General features: G+C 73.9%; 11 protein-coding genes. 5 read left to right on the forward strand and 6 right to left on the reverse strand.

The window, feature by feature from the left end:
- Window positions 1-89: 89 nt before the first annotated feature.
- The 4 genes from AB0H21_RS00835 to AB0H21_RS00850 all read right to left on the reverse strand — a co-directional run bounded on the left by AB0H21_RS00835 (window position 90) and on the right by AB0H21_RS00850 (window position 7,881).
- Window positions 90-1,952 (reverse strand): AAA family ATPase, encoded by a 1,863-nt coding sequence (locus tag AB0H21_RS00835; RefSeq protein ID WP_358509543.1) that lies wholly within the window; start codon window positions 1,950-1,952, stop codon window positions 90-92.
- Window positions 1,949-2,260, reverse strand: coding sequence for a hypothetical protein (locus AB0H21_RS00840; protein ID WP_358509546.1), 312 nt, complete (start codon window positions 2,258-2,260; stop codon window positions 1,949-1,951). Before AB0H21_RS00840 ends, AB0H21_RS00835 begins: the two co-directional genes overlap by 4 nt.
- Window positions 2,261-2,377: 117 nt before the next feature.
- A complete protein-coding gene (locus tag AB0H21_RS00845; protein WP_358509548.1) occupies window positions 2,378-6,679 on the reverse strand; it encodes an AAA family ATPase in 4,302 nt (1,433 codons plus the stop codon).
- 74 nt (window positions 6,680-6,753) lie between these two features.
- Window positions 6,754-7,881: an exonuclease SbcCD subunit D gene (locus AB0H21_RS00850; RefSeq protein WP_358509551.1), complete on the reverse strand. Its 1,128-nt coding sequence runs from the start codon at window positions 7,879-7,881 to the stop codon at window positions 6,754-6,756.
- Between the two features lie 205 nt (window positions 7,882-8,086).
- Here AB0H21_RS00850 and AB0H21_RS00855 point away from each other — a divergent pair, with 205 nt between their 5' ends.
- On the forward strand, window positions 8,087-9,577 hold the full coding sequence (locus AB0H21_RS00855) for a prolyl oligopeptidase family serine peptidase (RefSeq protein WP_358509554.1): 1,491 nt from the start codon (window positions 8,087-8,089) through the stop codon (window positions 9,575-9,577).
- A gap of 213 nt (window positions 9,578-9,790) precedes the next feature.
- Complete coding sequence (locus tag AB0H21_RS00860; protein ID WP_358509557.1) at window positions 9,791-11,335, forward strand: LCP family protein; 1,545 nt, start codon at window positions 9,791-9,793, stop codon at window positions 11,333-11,335.
- A gap of 140 nt (window positions 11,336-11,475) precedes the next feature.
- On the opposite strand, the gene AB0H21_RS00865 is transcribed toward AB0H21_RS00860, so the two are convergent.
- Entirely contained in the window at window positions 11,476-12,597 is a 1,122-nt protein-coding gene (locus tag AB0H21_RS00865; protein WP_358509559.1) for an enolase C-terminal domain-like protein, read from the reverse strand.
- 110 nt (window positions 12,598-12,707) lie between these two features.
- A complete protein-coding gene (locus AB0H21_RS00870) occupies window positions 12,708-14,075 on the reverse strand; it encodes an MFS transporter (RefSeq protein ID WP_358509562.1) in 1,368 nt (455 codons plus the stop codon).
- Window positions 14,076-14,476: 401 nt separating this feature from the next.
- Between AB0H21_RS00870 and AB0H21_RS00875 the strand changes: the two genes are divergently transcribed.
- The 3 genes from AB0H21_RS00875 to AB0H21_RS00885 all read left to right on the forward strand — a co-directional run bounded on the left by AB0H21_RS00875 (window position 14,477) and on the right by AB0H21_RS00885 (window position 18,686).
- Window positions 14,477-15,844, forward strand: a complete 1,368-nt coding sequence (locus AB0H21_RS00875; RefSeq protein WP_358509564.1) for an SWIM zinc finger family protein — start codon at window positions 14,477-14,479, stop codon at window positions 15,842-15,844.
- 112 nt (window positions 15,845-15,956) lie between these two features.
- Entirely contained in the window at window positions 15,957-17,465 is a 1,509-nt protein-coding gene (locus tag AB0H21_RS00880) for a DUF5691 domain-containing protein (RefSeq protein ID WP_358509567.1), read from the forward strand.
- A gap of 156 nt (window positions 17,466-17,621) precedes the next feature.
- Entirely contained in the window at window positions 17,622-18,686 is a 1,065-nt protein-coding gene (locus AB0H21_RS00885) for an AAA family ATPase (protein WP_358509570.1), read from the forward strand.

The raw sequence follows: 18,686 nt of genomic DNA on the forward strand, positions 1-18,686 counted from the left end.
CGAGCCTCCTGCACGTCAGCGAGGGACGACGCGGCGGGACGGCATGGCGAAGGACTCTGGGCGGCCGGTCGGGGGACGTCGGCACGAGATCAGACTCCCGCGAGTGCCTGGGGGCCGGGCGTCGTCGCGAGGGTGTCGGCGACGATCGCCATCGCGGTGCGGCCGCGCAGCTCGGCTTCGGCCGTGAGCAGGAGCCTGTGGGCCAGGACCGGTACCGCCAGCGCCTTGACGTCCTCGGGGACGACGTAGTGCCGCCCGGCCGCCGCCGCCCTCACCTTGCACGCGCGCAGCAGCGCGAGACTGGCCCGGGGGCTCGCGCCCAGCCGCACCTCGGGCGAGCGCCGCGTGGCGCCCACCACAGCCACGATGTAGTCGTAGATGGAGTCGGCGACGTGGATGCGCGCCGCGAAGTCGATCATCCCGGCGACGTCGGCCGCGCGCGCGATGAGCGGCAGGCGCTCCACCTGCGGGCCGGTGGGCATGCCCTTGAGCACCTCGACCTCGGACGCGTGATCGGGGTAGCCCACCGCTACGCGCATGAGGAAGCGGTCGAGCTGCGCCTCGGGCAGCGGGTAGGTGCCGTCCATGTCCACCGGGTTCTGGGTGGCCAGGACCATGAACGGGCGCGGCACGGGGTGGGACTCCGCGTCGACGGTGACGCGTCGTTCCTCCATGACCTCCAGCAACGCGGCCTGCGTCCTGGGCGACGCGCGGTTGATCTCGTCGGCGAGGACCAGGTTGGCGAAGACCGGACCCCAGTGGAACGCGAAGCTCTGGCTCGCCTGGTCGAAGATGGACACGCCGGTGATGTCGGACGGCAGCAGGTCAGGGGTGAACTGCACCCGGCGCAGCTCGGCCTGGATGCTCGCGGCGAGGCTGCGGGCGAGCGTGGTCTTGCCCGTCCCCGGCACGTCCTCGATCAGCACGTGGCCTTCGCAGAACAGGCAGATCAGCACAAGTTCGACGATCTCCCGCTTGCCCCGGATGACCTGCTCCATGTTCGCGGCGAGCGCCTGGAACCGCTGCTGAAACTGCAGCGCCAGCCCCGCCATGTCAAGGTCATCCTGCCCGACCTGCCCGACCTGCCCAGCCTGACTGCTCAGACTGCTCTGACCGCCCAGTCCGACCTGACCACTCTGACCAGCCTGACCACCTTGCCCGATCGGCCCGACCTGACTCCCCGGGATCTGCCCGACCTGACCAGCCTGATCGCCCTGGACCTGACCGGCCAAAACGGCCTGCCCAGACTGCCCCACCAAACCACCCGGGGTCTGAGCAGGCTGACCGCTCAGCCCGATCTGGTTCGCCTGCGCGTCCTGACCGATCCCACTGAGCTGACCGATCGGATTCGGCTGACCGATCAGGTCAAGCTGACCGCCCTGCCCGGAGTGGCCGCCGTGCGTGCCCCCGGGAGCGCCGTGGCGGGAGCCCCTGTCCTCCTCGCCCACCTGGTACGGCGCCGCCATAAGATCGGCGACCCCCGTCCCGCCGTACCCGGCCCCCAGAGCGCCTCCCTGGCCCGGAAGCCCCGCGCCGCCGTACCCGGCCGCCTGGCCGGGGATGGTCATGCTCGGGTCGGCCTCGACGGGTGCGCCGTACGGCACCGGCCGGCCGACATGCTCCGGGAGATACGGACGGCCCGGGTACCCCGCGCTCGCGTAGTCCGGGTTTCCGTACCGGGCACCGGAAGGCTCGGAGGTCCCGTACTGCGCGTCGGAAGGCTCGGCGTTTCGGTACTGGGCACCGGAAGGCTCGATGTTCCCGTACTGCGTGCTGGAAGGCTCGGCGCCGTACGGGCCGCCGGTGTACGGCCGGTCGTCGGTGCGGGCGCCGGCCTGCCCGGCTCCGCCCGGTGGCGGGCCGCCGTAGGGCTGGTCCACAGGAGCGCGTGGGTCGGCCGGTGGCCGCGGGCCGGCGTGCCCGTGGTCACCGTGCCGCGGTGTGTGGCTCACGACGTCGCTCCCCCTGATCGGTCGTCGCATTGGTACAACGGCGCGGCGGGGAATCCGCCGCGCGGTGTCTTCATCAGCGTGTCGCTGAGGTACGCGACGCCGCCGTTCCACTCGATGCGGTCCCAGACGTCGCTGGTCTCCCCCGACTCGGTGTGCGAGCTCCACAGCCACGCGCCGATGTCGGCGAGCTTCGGGCCGGCGCTGGACACGCCCACGCCGACCAGGGCGGCCGTGACCCCGAGCGCGCCGACGACGACCGCCGCGATCACCCCCGTGAGCCGGTCGCCGCGCGGCTTTGCGACGTTCATCCCCGTGCTCTCCCCAACTGATCGAACCTGTCCCGCCGTACCCGCTATCCCTTGGGTCTCGTTGACCTCCTAGGCACCAACCGTCCCAAGCGCGACAACGTTCCCATAGGCGGCGGTCTATCCGGGAACGGCCATGGAAAGACGGGAGCCGAAGCGGTTCTTGACGACCCGCAACTGTGCCGGGACGCGCGCGCGGAGCTCCCCGACATGGCTGACGATGCCGACGGCCCTTCCGCCGTCCCGCAGCTCGTCCAGGATGTCGAGGACGCCGTCGAGGGTCTCGTCGTCGAGCGTGCCGAACCCTTCGTCGATGAACAGCGTGCCCAGCTCGACACCGCCGGCCTCGGCGGTCACCACGTCGGCGAGCGCCAGTGCCAGCGCCAGGGACGTCATGAATGCCTCGCCGCCGGACAACGTGGCCGGATCGCGGTCGACGCCCGTCCACCCGTCCAGGACCCGCAGGCCGAGGCCGCCTCCGGCCCGCTTGCGGTCGCCCGCCGCCTTGCGCGGGTCGTACAGCAGGACGTAACGGCCGCCGGACATGTGGTCGAGACGAGTGTTGGCCGCCGCCACGACCTGCCGCAACCGCTCCCCCAGAACGTACGACGACAGGCGCATGTGCGGGACGTTGTCGGAGGACGTGCCGATGGCCAGTTCGGCGAGCCCCTTGGCGAGCTTGTGGCGCTCCTCGGCCGGGCGCCAGGACGCCATCGTGCCCTCCAGGGCGCCGGTCAGCGCGGCGAGCTGGTCGCGGCGAGCGGCGGCCTGGTCGCAGGCCGAGGCGCGCTCGCCGTGCTCGCGCTCAGCGCGCTCGAACGCCTCGGCGAGCGCGGGCAGGTCGGGCGCGGGCCGCGCGGCGGCCTCCGCGAGCTCGGGGTCGGCCAGGAGCTTGGCCACCGCGGCGTGCTCGGCGTCCAGCGCGCGCAGCCGCTCGGTCATGCCCTGCCGGGCCGCCGTCGTGCGCGTCGCCGCGCGGGCGTCCTCGACCCCCGCGAACCCGGCCTCGGCCGCCGCGCTCTTGGCTCTGGTGACGGCGGCGTCGCGCTCGGCGTCGGCCGAACGGGCGTGGCGTCCGACCTCGGCGGCGTCCCGCAGCAGTTCGGCCTCGTCGGCGAGCCGGTCCAGGCGCGCGGCCAGCGTGGCGTCCTCGCCCCGGGCGTCGCCGAGCCGTGCGGCCAGGCGTTCGGACTCGGCCGTGAGCCCTTCCTGCTTGACCGCCTCGGCGGCGAGCTCCACACCCGCGCGGGCGAGCCGCTCGTTCAGCTCGGCCAGCTCGGCGTCGATACGCGTCACCGCCTCGGCCAGCCCGGCCTCCCCGTCACCGACCTCCCGCAACACCCCGAGCGCCTCCTGCGCCCGCCCGGCGATGCCCTCGGCCCCCGCCGACGTCGACCACCCGTCCTCGTCCCCGCCGACCATGCCCGCGCCGGCCTCGGGGGCGCCGATTTCGGGCACACCGACGCGGTTCCCGGCCTGGGGATCGCCGGTCCCGGACCCGCCGGATTCGACGTCCGGGTCCGGCGTGACGCCTGACGGGGCCCTGGCCTGGCGGGCTGCGGTCTCCGCGGCGTCGAGCAGGCGGAGGACCTCCGGGACGTCGCGGCGCACGGCGGCGCCGGCCTCCTCGTGGGCGGTCGCGACCTCGCCGAGACGGGCCGCCGCCTCGATGGCGAGGCCGAGCAGCCGCGCCTCCTCACCGACGCGGTCACGACGGGCGGCCACCGACGCGTCGTCTCCCCGGGCCGCGTCGAGAACGACCGTGAGGCGGTCGAGCTCCGCCTGGAGCGCGGCGCGGTGAGTGCGATGCCCGGCCGCCAGCAGGCCGAGATCACTCGCCTCGACCCGCGCGGCCTCGAGCGAGTCGCGGACCTCCCGGGCCCGTTCGGCGAGCTCATCGACCTCCTCGGCCGCCACGGCGAGCGCGGCCAGCTCGCCCTCGGCCCCCTCGCGCTCGGCGAGTGCCTCGCTCGCCGAGTACCCCTCGGCGCGCGCCTCGGCCTCGTCGAGCTGGGACGACAGCACCGCCGCCCGGCCCTCGGCGGCCTGGCGGGCGTCCTGGGCGGCGTCGGCCAGCGCCTCGGCCTCCAGCTCGTCGTCGACCGTGGGCATGGCCTCGGCCGCGAGGGCGGGCTCGGGGTGGTCGGTCGACCCGCAGACCGCGCACGGCTCCCCGGGCACCAGCCCCTGTGCCAGCTCGGCGGCCATGCCCTCGATGCGGGCCTGCCGGATGGACTGGAGGCGGTCGCGCAGGTCCTGGGCCTCGTCGGTGGCCGCGCGCCGCTCGGCCTCGGCGGCCTCCAGCTCGGCCGCCACCGCGTCGCGGCGCTCGACGTGCTCCAGCCGGGCGCAGGCGGCGTTGAAGGCGTTCTCGGCGGCGGGGATCCGCGCGGCGCGCTCGTGTGCGGCCGCGAGGCGGTCGTCGATCTCGGCGAGGCGCGCGGGCAGCTCCGCCTGGGCGGCGGTCAGGGCCGCTTCCTGCTCGGCCAGCGCGGCCAGCCGCTCGCCCGCCTCCGCCAGCTCGGCGCGCACCTCGGCGAACCGGGCCTCGTCGGCGCGGCGGTGCTCCAGGCCCGCCAGCTCGTCCCGGTGGTCCCGTTCCAGCGTGACGAGCCGCTCGCGCACCGCACGCACGACCTTCTTCACCTCGGCGGACGCGACCCGCACCGACCCGGCGACCCCGGACCGGCCAAGCCCCGCGGACGCGGTCCGTCCCAGCAGGGCGGACAGGTCGTTCGCGAGCGCGGCGATGTCGTCGGCGAGCGGGCCGCCGGTCAGGGTGGCGGGCAGGTGGCCGAGGACGGCGAGAAGCTCGCCGCAGGCGGCGGCGACGTCGCCGGCCAGCGCTTCGCGGCGGCGTACGGCCTCGAGGTGGCGGGTGGCGGCCGACACGGCGGCGCGTGCCGTCGGAAGGCCGGAGATCGCGAGGCGCGCCAGCGCCAGACGCTCGCCCGTCTGTCTGCGAAGCTCCGGGAGGACGGCGAGCCGCCCGTTCGTCTCGGCCTCCTCGCGCGCCAGCTCCCGCAGGCGGCGGCCGGCCCCGGCCAGCTCGTCGTGCAACCGCGCCAGGCGCGACTCTTCGGGCACGAGCTGGTCGAGCCGGGCGATCTCGTCCCTGCGCACGCGCTCCAGTTCGGCCAGCCGCTCTGGATCCGGCCACGCGGACAGCCTCTCGAAGCGTGCCCGCTCCATTTCGGGGAGCAGGGGCAGCGCGCGGGCGGTGGCGTCGGCGGCGAGGCGGCGGGCCTTGGCCGCGGCCTCGCCGCGTTGCTCTGCCTGCTGGAGCAGGGGTGCGACCCTGTCGGCGCGGGCGGCCTCGGCGAGGATCGTCTCCAGGTCGGAGCGTTCCTCGGCCGCGCGGTCGAGCTCGTCGCGCCTGGCCTGGGCGTCGGCGTGGGCGCGGCGGCGCCGGTCCAGCTCGCGACCGGCCTCCAGTTCGGCCCTGGCCGACTTCAGGACGTCTTCACCGGTCGCGCGCTCGCCCGCGTACGCGGCCCAGGCCCGCTCGGCCGCCGCGAGCAGATCGCGCGCCCACTCCAGCGGCTCCTCCCGCGGGTCGTGATCCACGCGGATGCCTCCACCGGGCTCCGGGGCGCCGAGGTCGGGGAGCACGTCCAGCTCGCCCTGGCCGGATCGGACGTGGGGTTCGTCCCGCCGGGACCGGGCGACACCTGCGTCCCTCCCGGACGGCCCAATACCTCCGTCCGGCCCGGACCGCGAGTCGTCACCGGACGGCGCCGCCAGCAGCGCGGGGCCGGCCGCGCCGCGCATCTGGTCGATGACGGAGTCGACGCGCGCGCGGAGTTCCTGGCGCTCCTGCCAGGTGGCGGTGCGGTGGTCGGCGAGCCAGTGCTCGACCTCGCTGTAGATCTTGACGGAGAAGAGCTTCTCCAGGAGCTTGCGCCGTTCCTCACCGTCGGCGCGCAGGAAACGGGCGAAGTCGCCCTGGGGCAGCATCGCGACCTGGCAGAACTGGTCGGCGTTCATGCCGAGCAGCCCGCCGATGAGATCGCCCGCCTCGTCGGCGCGGTTGGTCAGGAACGAGGGCTCGCCCGAGGCGGGCAGTTCCTCGACCAGGACCTTGGCCTTCTCTTCGATGACCCCCTCGCCCCGCAGCTTGGGCCGTTCCCAGACCGGGGAGCGCGTGACCCGCAGGCGGCGGCCGCGCAGGGTGACCTCGAGCGTGACCTTCGGCCCGCGGTCGGCGGGAGCGTGGTCGCAGCGCAGGCGCCGGGCGTTGTTGCGCAGGCCGGGCACCTGCCCGTAGAGCGCGTAGCAGACGGCGTCGAGCACGGTGGTCTTGCCCGCGCCCGTGGGGCCGTGGACGAGGAACAGGCCCGCTTCCCCGAGCGCGTCGAAGTCGACCTCCTCGCTGCCGGGGAAGGACCCGAAGGCGGTGAGCCGCAGCCGGTGCAGCCTCATCTCAGGGAGCCTCCCGGCACGGGGGTAATCGAGGGCATGACGACATCACGCGCTCCAGCCTGGCACGAACGCATTCAGACCAAGGCCTCTTTCAGCCGACACGCCTCGACGGCCGTCTGGAGGAGGCGTTCCTCGTCGGCGTCCGCGGGCTCGCCGCGCACGGCGCGCACGAAGTCGAGGGCGACGTCGATCTCGGGACGGCCTTCGAAGCGGGGCGTCTCGGGCACGGCCTCGGGGCCGCCCTCCGGCTCGAAGGCCAGGGCGAGCGTGTGGGGGAAGCGCTGCCGCAGCCGCTCCATGGCGGCCTTGGGACGCTGGGGGTCGGTGAGCGTGACGTGCAGCCAGTGGTCTTCGTGACGGGCCCAGGCGTCCGAGGTCAGCAGGGCGTCCAGACGGCCCGCGATCTTGGCGATCGGGCGCGGCACGGGGGCGGGGACGAACTCGGCCGAGGCGAACCCCTGCGCGCCGATGTCGACCAGCCAGGACCCCTTGAGCTGCCGCTCCTCCGAGAAGGAGTAGGCGATCGGCGAGCCGGAGTAGCGGACGGACTCGCTCATGCGCTGCCGGCCGTGCAGGTGGCCGAGCGCGACGTAGTCGACGCCGTCGAAGGCGGAGACCGGCACGTGGGAGACGCCGCCCACGCTGATGTCGCGCTCGCTGTCGCTGCTCTCTCCGCCGGTGACGAACGCGTGGGCCAGCACGACCGCGCGCGTGCCGCGACGGGAGAGGTCGGCGCGGATCAGGCCCATCGCGTGCTGGAGCGCGGCGGTGTGACTGCGCTCGGCGAGCTCCCAGGGCGTGCGTACGACCTCGGGCTCCAGGTAGGGGATGCCGTAGAAGGCGACGTCTCCGACGACGACCGGCTCGCCCACCCGCGCGGGGTCGGTGCGCAGGTGCACGCCCGAGGCGTCGATCAGGTCGGCGCCGAAGCCGAGCCTGCGCGCGGAGTCGTGGTTGCCGCTGATCAGGATGGTGCGGACGCCCTCGTCCTTGAGCCGGCCCAGGGCGTCGTTGCACAGCGCGACCGCGTCCACGGAGGGCAGCGCCCGGTCGTAGACGTCACCGGCCACGGCGACGACGTCGACGCGCTCGGAGCGGACCGTCTCGATCAGGTGGTCAACAAAGGCCGCCTGGGCACCGATGAGGCTTTCGCGGTGGAATGCCCGCCCGAGGTGCCAGTCGGAGGTGTGCAGCACACGCATGTCGCAGGAAGCTAACAGGTCCCACCGACAATTGCGGTACCGGCCGCACCATCGTTCATGCCCCGTGACTTAACCTGATGATCTGAGGTCGTGTGTGGGGATGTAATCCTGTTGTGCTCAGTGAACGTTCGATCCGGATCCCGTCGCGTGGGCGAAACACATGGGGACGGGATACGGCGAGGAGGTCGCAGGAGTAGGAGGTGGCGTGACCGACCGTAGCCGGTTGAGCGTCGCGACGGCGGTGGTGCTCGCGATGCTCGGGTCAGTGGGCTATCTGCTGTCCCCGCCCGCGTTCGACCCGCCCCGGCTGTCCGAGAGCCTTCGATCCCTCCCGGCCCAGCCCGCGGCGGAATACCGCCCTGTCGCGCACGACGGCGCCATCACCAGCCAGGACATCTCCGTGCCCGTCGAGGGCACCGCGCTGACCGCGACGATCCGCGCGCCGCGCACGCCGGGCCGCCACCCCGCGATGGTGTTCGTGCAGGGCTCGGGCTCCGGCGCCCGCGGCGACTTCACGACGCAGTCCACGTGGCTGGCCAAGGCCGGGGTGGTGACGCTCACCTACGACAAGCGCAGCATCGGGTACGACTTCCGCCACCGCGACTTCGGCCTCCTCGCCGACGACGCCCTGCGCATGATCCGCGTGCTGCGCCAGCGTGCCGACGTCGACCCGCTGCGCACGGGTCTGTGGGGCGTCAGCGAGGGGAGCTGGGTGATCCCCATCGCCGCCGCCGCCAGCGCCGACGTCGGTTTCAGCGTCCTGGTGTCCTCCCCCAACGTGTCGCCCGTGCGCCAGGTCGCCTGGGCGCTCAACGAGCAACTGGAACGGCTGCACGCGCCGCTCGGCGTCCGCGAGCTGCTGACCAAGGCGATGGGCGGGGTCGGGTTCGACTTCCTGCGCTACGACAGCGTCCCCGAGCTGCGGCGCATGCGCCAGCCGGTCCTCGCCCTGTACGGCACGACGGACCCCTCGATCCCGTTCGTCGAGAGCATGAACACCCTGACCTCGGCGCTGGACGCGGGGCACAACCCCGACTACACGATCCGCTTCCTCGGCGGGGCCGACCACGCGATGCGCGTCAACGGCGGCCCGTACACGCGGGGTTACCTGGAAACGCTGGCGAACTGGGTGCTGGGGCTGCCCGCGACGGCCCGCCCGCAGCCGGGCGCGCAGATCGCGGGGGCGACGCCCGTGCAACGGTACGAGGCGAGCGACATCCCCCAGGCGCCCTGGTACGCGCACAGCGCCATCCTGGGCCTGGCGCTGACGCTCACGGCGGTCGGCTACGTCGCGGCCCCGGTCACCGAGATGGTCGTGCGGCTGCGCGGCCGGGGTCCGCTGTCCTCTTCTGGGGTCGATCTGTGGCCGGCCGTCCGCCGCCGCCTGCGCCGCATCGCGTGGACGGGCGTGGGCCTGCTGGCCTCGGTGATGGCCTTCATCACGTTGATCGTGCTGTTCTCGGTGAACCAGGCGGGGGCGTGGCCTGCGGTCCTGTCCGGGTGGCTGGTCGTCCGGGTGCTGGCGCTGTTCATGCTCGTGCAGGAGGTCGCCGCCGTGGCGGCGGTCGTGACGGCGTTCCGAGAGGGGTGGCGGCCGGGGCGCTGGCAGCGGTACACGATGGCGGCGGTGCTGGGCGGCAACGCGCTGCTGCTGGTGACGGCGGCGTACTACGGGCTGTTCGGCATTCCCTGGTAGCGCTTCGTCCCCGGTGGGGCTTCGTCCGGGTAGCGATTCATTCCGGTGGCCCTTCGTCCCGGCGGGGCTTCGTCGCGGGCGGCCGGCGTGGGTTCGCGTCGGCCGTCCGACCAGCCGATGTCCGGATAAATCGTGATTTGTTCGCGACGTGTTAACGTTCCGGACGGGTGATCTAGATACTGTGCCCCCCTGACTTGGGGGGAGCGGGGATCATTGCCTGGCACTAGCAAGCGGCCCAGAACCGCCGAGGTGATCGCCTGGACGGCCCTGTCGGCTCTGCTGCCCGGTTCGGCGCACCTGCGCGCCGGGCGCCACCGCACCGGCCTGATCCTCCTCGGCTCGTACCTCCTCGTCGTGGTGGCCCTCGGCGTGACGATGCTGACGGCGGGGGCCGGCCTCGCCACGCTTCTGGTCGACCCCGCGTGGCTGCGCGGCGTCATCGTGGGCGCCGCGCTGGCCGCGCTCGGGTGGTTCGCGATGCTCGTCCGCTCGTACGTCGTGCTCCGGCCGTCCCTGCTGTCCCAGACCGGCCAGGTCGTCTCCGGCGTCCTCGCGGGGACGCTCGCCGTCGCGGTGTCCCTGCCCTTCGTCGTGGTGGCGCAGTACGCCCTGGTCTCGGAGGACACGCTCAACACCGTCTTCGACGCCCCCATGCCCGTCGCCGCGGCCCCGAGCGGGTCCGCCTCCCCTGCGCCGGCCGAGGTGGATCCCTGGGAGGGACGGACGCGGGCCAACGTCCTGCTCATCGGGGGCGACTGGCAGCCGGACCGCGTGGGCATCCGCACCGACAGCATCAACGTGGCCAGCGTGGACGTGCGCACGGGCGCCACCGTGCTGCTCAGCCTCCCCCGCAACCTCGAGAACGTCCGTTTCCGCCCGGGCGGCCCGATGCACCGCCGCTTCCCCGACGGCTTCCGCCTCCCCGCCAACCCGGACGGCTCCCGCGAGGACCTGCTCTTCTCCGTCTGGGAGTACGCCGAGACCCACCCCGAGCTGTTCGGGGGACGCACCGGCATGGGCCCCGAGACGCTGAAGGACACCATCGGGTACACCCTGGGCCTGAAGATCGACTGGTACGCGATGGTGAACATGTGGGGGCTCGCCAGGATCATCGACGCCCTCGGCGGGCTCAAGCTCACCGTCCCCACCGACGTGGTGTTCGGCAAGTACAACGAGGGCCTGATCAAGGCGGGCACCCGGCGGCTGCGCGGCGCGGACGCGATGTGGTTCGCCCGCTCGCGCACCTACAGCGACGACTACACGCGCATGGGACGCCAGCGCTGCGTGCTGGACGCGCTGCTGCACCAGGCCGACCCGGCGACGGTGCTGCTGCGCTTCAACCAGCTCGCCCGGGCGACCAAGGGGATGTTCCGCACGGACATCCCGCGGCAGATGCTCTCGCATCTGGTGCCGCTCGCCCTCAAGGTCAGGGACGCCCGCGTCGCGGGGGTGCAGTTCGTCCCCCCGCTGATCCACACCGGGAACCCGGACTGGATGCTGATCCGCAAGCTGACCACCAAGGCCGTGCGTGACTCGGTGCGGCGGGCGACGCCTTCCGGCTCGCCGTCGCCCGAGGCCGCGGCCACCCCGGGCGTCACGGGCACGTCGTCTCCCTCGCCGTCGCCGGGGGTCACGGGCACTCTGTCGCCGACGCCGCGGGCCACGGGCTCGGAGCCGGACGCGTCGGCCTCGCCGGAGCGCGGCACACCCAGGCCGTCCGCCACGCCCGAGCGGGACGAGGGCATCTGCGCCGCCTGAGCCACCTCCCCATGGCGGTCATGGTTCGATAACGGCCTTCCGGCACGACCAGTCGATCGGCTGGGCCTCCGATCCGATGGCCGTTCCCGGGCCGCCCCGCGCCCGGGCGCACGCCCCGCCTCAAAAGCGGCTCACAAGCGTCACAAGCGGAAGGAGTCGCGGGCGAGCCGCCGGACGCGGTCCTCGTCGACGAGGTGCCCGAGGCCCGGCTGGGTCAGCGGGACGGCCACCACGCCGCCGGACGCCCCGACCGGCGGCGCCACGATCTGGGCGCTGCGCGGCGGCTCGGTCACGTTGCTGGGCAGCGTGCAGCCGGGCAGGCTCGCGACGGCGACGGTAGCCGCGCGGGCCAGGCCGGTGCCCGCGCCGCCGGCCGCGGTGATATCCCACCCCGCCGCCGCGGCGCGGTCGTGGGCGACCCGCGCGGCCCACAGCGACCCGAACCGCGCCGGGCGCAGCAGCAGGGCGCTCGCCGCGCGCGCCGCGATGGCCTTTTCCAGGGCGGAAACCGAGTGGACCTCGACGGCGACCGCGGACGACACCCTGCCCTGCAGCTCGGCGTGCATGGCGAGGTCTGGAGGGCCGTCGACCCCGCCGAAAGGCCGCTCGATCGCCGTCACGTCGTAGGCGTCCAGGGCCTCCAGCGCCGTGACGTCGGTGTACCCGCCCAGGGCGTCCACCGCCAGCGCCAGCGCCGGGTACGCCTGGCGCACCGCCCGCACCGGCTCGACGTCCCAGCCCGGATGCACGTCCAGGGTGACGTGGGCGTATCCGGCGCCCACGTGGCGGTTGACCCGCGCGACCATCGCCTCCAGGGATCGCTCCGCGGGCAGGCGCACGGTGGCCACCACCGACGTGCGGGTGCCGCCGATCGCGTGGGCCAGCGGCACGCCGCGCATGCGGGCCCACAGATCCCAGCAGGCGAGGTCCACGGCGGGGCTCGCCGGGACCGCGGCCAGATCGTTGGGGTGCTCCCAGTCGACGCCGAGCAGCGCGGGCCCGAGGGACTCCTCCAGCGTGGCCCAGGTCTTGGCCAGCACCTGGTCGCGGTCGCTCCGGCCCTCGCCGGTCTCGCGGTCGTCCGGGTCCCGCTCGTCGTCGGCGGCCTCCGCGTGGACGGCCCGCGGGCGGTCGGGGCCCTGCACGACCTCGCCCCAACCGGTCATCCCCCCGTAGTCCGTGAGCTTCACCAGGATGCTCTCCGGGCGCCTGCCATAGGGCAGGACGAGCCGGAAGACCTCGAGCTCGCGGACGCGTGGCATGGAACCCCCTAGTCGGACACCTGCCCTTCCATGGTGCCCGCTGTGCGGATCCAGTCCAAACGCGGGCAGAGGTCACGACCGGTGAGGGCCTGGGCCCGTCGGTCCTCAGGTCACCGCCGGACGCGCCCGGCGGTCACCGTGGCGAGGGCCGCCTGGCCCGCGATCACGCCGAAACAGACCAGGTAGACCCACCAGGCGGTGTCCAGACCGGCGAACACCGCGCCGGTGACCGCGATGACCACCACAGAGAAGACGGACTCGCCGATCTGCAGCGACGAACTGTTCACACCTTCCTCACCCGGCTCGGACAGCTCCAGAGTCAGCACGGACAACGTCGGGTAGACCAGGCCGATGCCGAACCCGGCGACCAGCCACGCCCCGAGGCCCACGGCCAGCGGCACCACGTCGAAGACCAGCAAGGACGTGCCCGCTATGCCGGAGGCGAGCAGCGCGGTGCCGAGGCGCAGCAGCCTCGTGCGGTCGTAGCGCCCGCGTCCCTGGATCCACGAGGCCAGCGACCAGCTCAGCGCCGACCCGGTGAGGAAGAGCCCGGCCTGCGTCGGGCTCAGCCCGCGCTCGCCGGTCAGCATGAGCGGGACGAACACGTCCGCCGCGAACGACGCGCCCGCGGCCAGGCCGCGCAGCAGGACCACGGCGGGAAAGCCCCGCCCGGCGCGCAGCGTGCCGCGGGGCAGCAGCCGGGGAAGGGCGAAAGCCAGGATCAGCAGGCCGGCCGCCGGCAGGACGAGCCCCCGCCCGCCGAGGCCGCTGCCGTACTGCAACAGGGCCGCGCCCACGGCGACCACGCCGCCCCAGACCAGCCTCATCCCGAACCCGGCGGAGGGAACGGCGTCCGTCCTGGGCGGCGGGGTGATCCGCCCCGCGAGGCCGCGCCAGAGCAGCAGCGCCGCCGGGGCGACGAAGATCGGGATGCCGAGGAAGACCCACCGCCAGCCGGCGTGCTCGACCAACGCCCCCGTGATCGCCGGGCCCACGACGGACGGAAGCACCCACGCCGCGGCGAGCAGGGAGAACGCCCTCGGATGCATCGCCGGGGGAAAGACCTGGGCGACCACGACGTACAGGGCCACCGAGAACAGGCCGCCGCCGATGCCCTGGACGAACCTGCCGATGATCAAGATGTTCATGGTGGGGGCGAAGCCGGCGATCAGCAGTCCCAGCGTGAACCCGCCGACCCCGGCCCACAGCGGCGCCACCGGCCCCCGGGCGTCGCTCCACCGGCCGCCCGCCACCGTGGCGATCACGCTGGCCGCCATCGACCCGCTGAAGGCCAGCCCGTACAGGGATAACCCGTCGAGTGCCTTGGCCACCACCGGCATGGCGGTCGCCACCGCCAGGTACTCGAACGCCAGGAGAAGGACCAGCGCGACCATGCCGATGCTGATCGCCCGATAGGGGCGGCTGAGCACACCGGGAGGAGGCGCTCCGACGGGGGATTCGGTCACCGCTGAAGACACGTCCCCAAGCTAAGCCCCCACCCCCATCTCCCACATCAGCCGCCCCCTCCGCCTTTGGTCCTAGGCCACCAAGCCCTCCGAACGCTCACCCCACGCCGACACCGGCCGTCGCGTGGTCATCACAAGGATCGGCCCACCGGTCCGCGACCACCCCGCCGGACCATCCGATGGTCCGGCCGATGCTCTGGCCGGGCCCGCCGCCGAAGCCCCGAAGGCGCCCCGATTTTCTCCCATTTGTCACGGGAGCCACGGGGTGAGGCGCCTGACCGGATCTGGCCAGGCACGGGACTGCGGCCGATTTCACCCCGCTGAGCTGGGACTTTCTCCCATCTGTAACGGACGCGGCGGCGGCCCCCCGAACGGCCCCGATTTTGTCAGAGGGCGCCGCTAGTGTGCCGCTCGTGATCGAACGTTGGAGCCGTGATCAAGTGCTCGCGCTCGCCCCCGACGCCTCTTCCCAGAAGGGCGCGCAGAGCGTGAGCACGCCGGCGAAATGGTCGGCGACGGGCGCCGGGCAGGGTGCGCTGTGGGGCGAGTGCAAGGGCAGTGGCGCGTCGCCGTACCGCGCGTGCGTCGACTTCGGCGAGCCCGCCTACCGCTGCTCGTGCCCCAGCAGGAAGTTCCCCTGCAAACACGCGCTCGGCCTGCTGCTGCTCTGGTCGGCCGACGGCGTGCCCGCCGACGAGGCCCCGCCCGCCTGGGTCTCCGAGTGGCTGGAACAGCGCCGTGCCCGCGCCGCCAAGGCCGTCGCCGCGAGGGCGCCCGAGCGATCGGCCGCCGGGTCGGAGGCCGCCGGCGCCCAAGAGGCGAGCCCAGGTGACACCGCCGCGGCGGAACGCCGCGCGGCCCAGCGTGAGGAGCGCGTCACCACCGGGCTGTCGGAGCTCGAGCGCTGGCTGGCCGACCAGATCGGCCAGGGCCTTTCGGGGGCGCGGCAGAACGCCCCGGCCCAGTGGGAGGATCTGACGCGACGGCTGGTGGACGCCCAGGCGCCCGGGGTGGCGGCGACGGTCTCGCGCCTCACCCGGGTGCTCACCGAGGACGACTGGCCGGCCCGCCTGCTCGGCGAGTACGGCCTGATCAATCTCCTGGCCGTCGGCTACCGCCGCTCCGAGGAGCTGCCCGCCCCGCTGCGCGACACCATCAGGTCCCGCGTCGGCTTCCCGGCGTCCCGTGAGGAGGTGCTCGCCGGTCCCGCCGTGCGGGACGAGTGGCAGGTGCTCGGCCTGCGTGACGAGGAGCAGGATCGGCTCGTGTCGCGCCGGGTCTGGCTGAAGGGGCGCTCCCACGGCCGCTTCGCGCTGGTGCTGACGTTCGCGCCGGTGGGCCAGGCCATGGACGCGTCCCTGGTCACCGGCACGACGATCGACGCCGAGCTGGTGTTCTACCCGGGGGCGTCCCCGCTGCGGGCGCTGGTGGCCGTGCGGCACGGCGCGGCGCCGTCCGGGGTTCCGGCGGGTTGGGGGGTGCGCGGGGCGCTCGGCCAGGTGGCCGCCGCGCTCGCCGGCGATCCGTGGGCGGACTCCTGGCCGGTGCTGCTGGGCGACGTCGTCCCCGCCGCCCGGGGCGAGCGGTGGCTGCTCGCCGACGCCGGCGAGGGGCCGGGCGACCAGGTGGAGGGCATGCCGCTGCATCCCTCGGCCGGTCCCCCCTGGCGGCTCCTGGCCGTGTCGGGAGGCCATCCGGTGACGGTCGCCGCCGAGTGGACCCCCGACGGCCTCCGCCCCCTCACCACATGGGACGAGCACGGCCAGGTGGTCGTCTTATGACGCCCCCTGCCGCCGGTCCGTCCATCGACCTTGCCCGTCCGCTCGTCCGCGGCGCCGACGCGTCCTCGCGTGGCCGGCGCGGCGTAGAGCGTCATGAGAAAGAGGGGTCCCGGTGACCACGATCGACGAGTGGGAGCGGCTGGTGTCGGCCGCGCTGGTCGGCACCGACCGGCGCCCGCGGCCCGACCTGCTCGGCCAGGCCGCGGCGCACACAGTCGGGGCGCGCGCGGGGCAGCGGCTCCATAGGGGCGAGCCGCTGCCCGCCGCGCGCGTCGAAGAACAGCCGCCCGTGCCGCGGGCGGCGGGAGAGCGCGTGGCGCGCATCCTCGACGGCGAGCATCCCCGGTTGCTCGCCGAGTGGCTGGAAGCCGCGGCAGGGCGGGGGTATCGCCTGCCGGCGAAGCTCATCCCCCGCGTGCTGGACCACGGCACGCGCGACCGTTCGCTGCGGCCGTCCCTCGGCGTCCTGGCGGGGGCCAGGGGCCGGTGGCTGGCCTCGCTCAACGAGTCCTGGGGCTACCTGCTGGAGGAGGCCACGATCTACGTCCGCGAGACCGGCCCGGAGTCCGGGACACCGCCGGAGGCCGTCCCCTCGCCCACGACCGTCAGTGGCGGCGGCGACGCCGTGGCCACCGCCGCCCCGGACGACGGCGACCAGGACGGCGGGGCCGAGCCGGAGGTGGTCCACCCGCTGTGGGAGTTCGGCACCCGAGGGGACCGGCTGTCGTTCTTCCGCGGCCTGCGGGCCACCACTCCCGCGAAGGCCAGGGCCCTGCTGCTCCGAGGCTGGGACAAAGAGGCCCCGGAAGACCGCGCGGCCTTTGTCAACGCCCTGGCGGACGGGTTGTCGATGGCCGACGAGCCGTTCCTGGAGGACGCGCTGGACGACCGGCGCCGCGAGGTCAGAAGTCAGGCCGCCGACCTGCTGACGCGGCTCCCGGAGTCGCGGCTCGGGAGCAGGATGTCCGAGCGCGCCGCGCGCTGCCTTCGCGTGGTGGGCGGCCGCCTTCACGTCGAGCCGCCGGAGTCGTGTGACGCCGCGATGGAGCGCGACGGCATCCGTTCCCGTGCCCTGGCGGGCACCGGGCAGCGGAGCTGGTGGCTCCAGCAGGTCGTCGCGCACACGCCGCTCCCGTTCTGGACCGGTCACCTCGGGCTCTCCGTCAAGCGGATCGTCGCGCTCAACACCGGCGACTGGGCGCGCGAGATCAGGCTCGGCTGGGAACGCGCGGCCGTCCTGCAGAACGATCCGACGTGGGCGCGGGCCCTGTTCGCCGTCGAGCCGCTCAGCGACCTGCTCGCCGTCCTTCCTCCCGCCGAGCGTGCGGACAAGGCCGCCGAGCTCGTCCGCGAGCAGCCGGTCGACGGTCAGTTGATCATGATGCTGGGCGGCCTGCCGGCGCCATGGGGGCCGGCGCTGGCCAGGGCGGTGATGGAGAAGATCGTCGACACCGCCGGGCGCCAGCCGTGGAACCTCGCGGAGCTGGTCCGCCTCGCGGGCGAGCGTGTCGACCCGGCGATGCATCAGATGACCGCCCGGCTGTCGGCCGAACCGCCTGTCCAGGAGGTCGCCGCCACGCTGCGCTTCCGCTTCGACATGCACGAGGAACTCCGCCCATGACCACCTCCCCCGCCCTCCGGCTCCCGTCGATCCCCCTTCGAGGCGTCGCCGCGGCGTGCCGGTGGCCGGTGCAGGCGCTCCTATCTTCCCTTTCCAGTCCTTTCTCGGCCGGTGCCGCGCATCGGGCCGAGCACCTGAGAGTGAGCTGAAATCGATATGACCGTTCTGCGCCCCCATGCGGAAGACCAGTACGCCGAGGAGCTCGAGATCCTCGCCAAGTCGGACGACCGGCCGCGGCCGCCCGGGTGGCGGCTGTCGCCCTGGGCCGTGACCACCTACCTGCTCGGCGACGGCGACCAGATCACGCCCAAGTACATCGGCCCCCGCCGCATCGTCGAGGTGGCCGTCGCCACCCTCGCCACCGACCGCGCGCTGCTGCTGCTCGGCGTGCCCGGCACCGCCAAGACCTGGCTGTCGGAGCATCTGGCCGCGGCGATCAGCGGCGACTCCACGCTGCTCGTCCAGGGCACGGCGGGCACGGCGGAGGAAGCCATCCGGTACGGCTGGAACTACGCCCGGCTGCTCGCCGAGGGCCCGTCCCGCGAGGCGCTGACGCCGAGCCCGGTGATGCGCGCCATGGCCGAGGGGCGGCTCGCCCGGGTCGAGGAGCTCACGCGCATGCCCTCCGACGTGCAGGACGCGCTCATCACCGTCCTGTCGGAGAAGACGCTGCCGATCCCTGAGCTGAATGAGGAGGTCCAGGCCGCGCGGGGCTTCAACGTGATCGCCACCGCGAACGACCGCGACCGCGGGGTGAACGAGCTGTCCAGCGCGCTGCGCCGCCGCTTCAACACCGTCGTCCTCCCGGTCCCGGCCAGCGCCGAGGAGGAGGTCGACATCGTGGCGCGCCGCGTCGCCCAGCTCGGCCGTTCCCTCGAACTGCCTCCCACGCCCACCGGCCTGGAGGAGATCAGGCGGGTCGTCACGGTGTTCCGCGAGCTGCGGTCCGGGGTGACCTCCGACGGCCGCACGACGGTCAAGTCCCCGAGCGGCACCCTCAGCACGGCCGAGGCGATCTCGGTGGTGACCAGCGGCATCGCCCTGGCCGCCCACTTCGGCGACGGCGTGCTGCGCGCGGGCGACATCGCGGCGGGCATCGTCGGCGCCGTCGTGCAGGATCCGGTGTCCGACCGCGTCGTCTGGCATGAGTACCTGGAGACGGTGGTCCGTGAGCGGCGCGACTGGCGTGACTTCTACCGGGCGTGCCGCGATGTCTCCTGA

Origin of the sequence: Sphaerisporangium sp. NPDC051011 (assembly GCF_040653595.1) — a bacterium.
Taxonomy (GTDB): Bacteria; Actinomycetota; Actinomycetes; order Streptosporangiales; family Streptosporangiaceae; genus Sphaerisporangium.